The organism is Pokkaliibacter plantistimulans (assembly GCF_003194385.1).
Taxonomy (GTDB): Bacteria; Pseudomonadota; Gammaproteobacteria; order Pseudomonadales; family Balneatricaceae; genus Pokkaliibacter; species Pokkaliibacter plantistimulans.
Window position 1 is genome coordinate 1 of the sequence record NZ_LAPT01000096.1, and the last position, 3,181, is coordinate 3,181.

At 57.3% G+C, this 3,181-nt stretch carries 2 protein-coding genes; one reads left to right on the plus strand and one right to left on the minus strand.

Annotation, left to right across the window (positions count from 1 at the left end; genetic code table 11):
- Positions 1-183: 183 nt before the first annotated feature.
- Positions 184-1,674, minus strand: coding sequence for a RimK family protein (locus tag WH50_RS18915; protein ID WP_110188865.1), 1,491 nt, complete (start codon positions 1,672-1,674; stop codon positions 184-186).
- A gap of 207 nt (positions 1,675-1,881) precedes the next feature.
- Here WH50_RS18915 and rimI point away from each other — a divergent pair, with 207 nt between their 5' ends.
- Entirely contained in the window at positions 1,882-3,021 is a 1,140-nt protein-coding gene (gene rimI / locus WH50_RS18920) for a ribosomal protein S18-alanine N-acetyltransferase (protein ID WP_110188866.1), read from the plus strand.
- Positions 3,022-3,181 lie beyond the last annotated feature (160 nt).

Below are 3,181 nucleotides of genomic sequence, written 5' to 3' on the forward strand. Positions count from 1 at the left end.
GTCAAAAACAGGCTCACAGCCGAAGGCTGAACGTGTTTTAGCACGGCCCCGAAGGGGCGAGCAAAGCGAGTCAAATGCTCATTTAGTCCACTAAACTCCGCTTTTTCGCCTGTTTCTTGTGCCCTCGGGGTATTTCCTTGTCTCGGCTGCCTCGATAGCGTTTTTCAACAGCCTGCTAAGGCGCTACAGCCTTAGCCGCTTTTTCTCCAGCCGTCGCACAAACTCTTCCAGAATGACACGATACAGCTCTTCACCGAGGTAGGCGTCTTCCACCTCCGAGTCGATGCTGGGGTTGTCGTTGACTTCAATAACGAACACCTCATCGCCGCGTTGTTTCAGATCGACGCCATAGAGGCCGTCACCGATCAGCCCGGCCGCCTTGAGGGCGACTCTCAGCACCTGCTTGGGCACCTTCGACGCGGGCATGGTTTCAAAGCCGCCGCTTTCTGCTTCACCGCCTTCGTGATGATGGTAAATCTGCCAGTGGCCCTGGCTCATGAAATACTGACAGGCAAAGATCACCTTGTTGTTGAGAATGCCGATGCGCCAGTCGTAGTCGGTATAGAGAAACTCCTGCACCAGAATCAGGTAGGACTGCTCAAACAGCTGCTGCAGACTGGTGTCCAGCTCGTTGCGGTCCTTGACCTTGAACACACCACGGGAAAACGCCCCATCGGGAATTTTCAGCACCATGGGGTAACCCAGCCGCTGCTCCAGCTCCACCAGCAGATCAGCCTGATCACGATTGACCACCACGGTCTTCGGGGTGGGAATACGATGGGTGCGCAGCAGGTCTTCCAAATAGACCTTGTTGGTGCACTTGAGGATGGAGTTGGGGTCATCGAACACCACCATGCCTTCACTCTCGGCCTTTTTGGCAAAGCGATAGGTGTGGTGATTGATGGCGGTGGTTTCACGGATAAACAGCGCATCGTATTCGGCCAGCCGGGCGTAGTGGCGCTTTTCGATCAGCTCCACCTCCAGCCCCAGCTTCTTGCCTTCACTGATAAACAGCTTCAGCGCGGTGGTATCGGAAGGCGGCATCTTCTCCTGCGGATCGTAGAGGATCGCCAGATCGTAACGGGCGCTGCGGCGGGCGCGGGGCTTGCGCCAGATGCGACGGGAGAAGCGATCCAGCGCCTCGGCAAAGCGGTCTTCATCACTGTCCTGCAACTGCTGCAGGGCGACCGGGCGGATTTTACTCAGCCGCCAGTGGCCACCTTTGCCTTCTCCCTCCTTGCGGAAGCTGGCCTTGAGGATCGGGCAGGGAAACAGCTCAAACAGCTGCCGGGCCAGATCGGCCAGCGCCGGTTCGTGGGTTTTGCCGAAGAAAATCAGAATGTCGGCTTTGGCGATCTCGATACCTTTGGGCAGTACCTTGTTGATCAGGCTGTCGAGATCGGCGGTATCGAGGCTGTAGATACTCTTGTGGCTGAGGTCATTGAGGGTGCGCACACTGGGAATCACCCGATGGCCGCGTGCTTCGGCCAGCAATGAGCAGTAGTAGCCGGAACCGAGGTATTTGAAGCTGCGGCAGAGGTTGATGACCTGCATCGGCTTGCCTTCCAGATGCTGGCTGGCGGTCAGGTATTGCTGGGCCGTCATCAGATCATCGGTGGGGTAGTAGGCAGCCCAGTCGGCGCGGTCGTCAACCAGAATAATCAGTTTGCTCATGGCCTTTCCTGGCGTGGCGACGAACATCGGTGGCTCGCCGCCCTGAAGTGAATGGAGCGGTGTTGTGCTATTAGCGTCAGCTGCTTGCAAAGCCAACAAGTCGTGACCAAGCTTCCACATAGAGTGATACATCACGGGGAGGTGACAGGATGTGGCTGAATTGCAGGCCATCCCTGCGCTTCTCCTGACAACAAGAAAGGAGTCTCTATGACGGCGCCCTGGCATTTGCGTCCGGCAGGTTTGCGTGACCTGGAAGCCCTGATCGAGCTGGAAAACGCCGGATTTACGGGTGATCGCCTGTCGCGGCGATCTTTCCGGCGGTTTCTGCAAAACGAACATGATCTGCTGCTGATTGCCGAAACTGACGGCCATCTGGCGGGCTACAGCCTGTTGCTGTGCCGTCAGGGCACCAGCCTGTGTCGTCTGTATTCGCTGGCGGTGTCACCGCAGTATCGGGGCCGGGGGCTGGGCGAAGTGTTGCTGCGCGCCACCGAACAGGCGGCGCTGGAACGCCACTGCAGTCATCTGCGACTGGAGGTCCGGCCGGATAACCACGCTGCCATCCGTCTGTATCGTCAGCTGGGTTATCGCCAGTTCCAGTTGCTGCATGACTACTATGAAGACCACGCGGACGCGTTGCGCTTCGAGAAGCGGCTGCTTTACCCCAAACACGCGCGCCTGCCGCCGGTGCCGTTCTACGCCCAGACCACGGAGTTCACCTGTGGCCCGGCCTGCTTGATGATGGCGATGAAAGCGCTGAATGGCCGTCTGGAGCTGAACCGGCGAATGGAGCTGCAGTTATGGCGTGAAGCCACCACCATCTTTATGACTTCCGGCCACGGTGGTTGCAGCCCTCACGGGTTGGCGCTGGCGGCGCACCGGCGCGGGTTTGAGGTGCGACTGCATGTCAGCAGTCTGGGTGTGCCCTTTATCGATGGCGTGCGCGATGAGGGCAAGAAGGAAGTCATCCATCTGGTGCACGAGGGTTTTCTGGCGCAGCTGCAGCAGGAGCAGATTGCCATTCACGATGAAGGTCTCAACAGTTCGATGCTGGAGCAGCTGCTGGTACAGGGCTGGATTCCGCTGATTCTGATCTCCAGTTACCGCATTTCCCGCAGCAAGGCACCGCACTGGGTGGTGCTGTCAGGGGCAGATGATCACTTCTTTTACATTCATGACCCGGATATCGAGTGGGAAAAGGACAAGTCCAGCACCGACAATGTGCATGTGCCGATACTGCGTAAGGACTTCCTGCGGATGGCGCAGTTTGGACGACAGCAGTTACAGGCGATGGTGTTGGTGCGCAAAGCAGTGGTCGGGTCAGAGAATGGCTTTGAAGGTGACTAGCGCTTTCAGGTTGTTTAAAGGTGGATATGTGTCGTGATTTAGGGCTGGTTGTTTTCTGTACTGAACTTATGCTGTAAAGGTGAAGGATCCGATAGTACCTCGGAGCCGACAGATTAAGTGCTGGCTGGTCGTTGAAAAGCTATCTGTGTTGCCGAATACC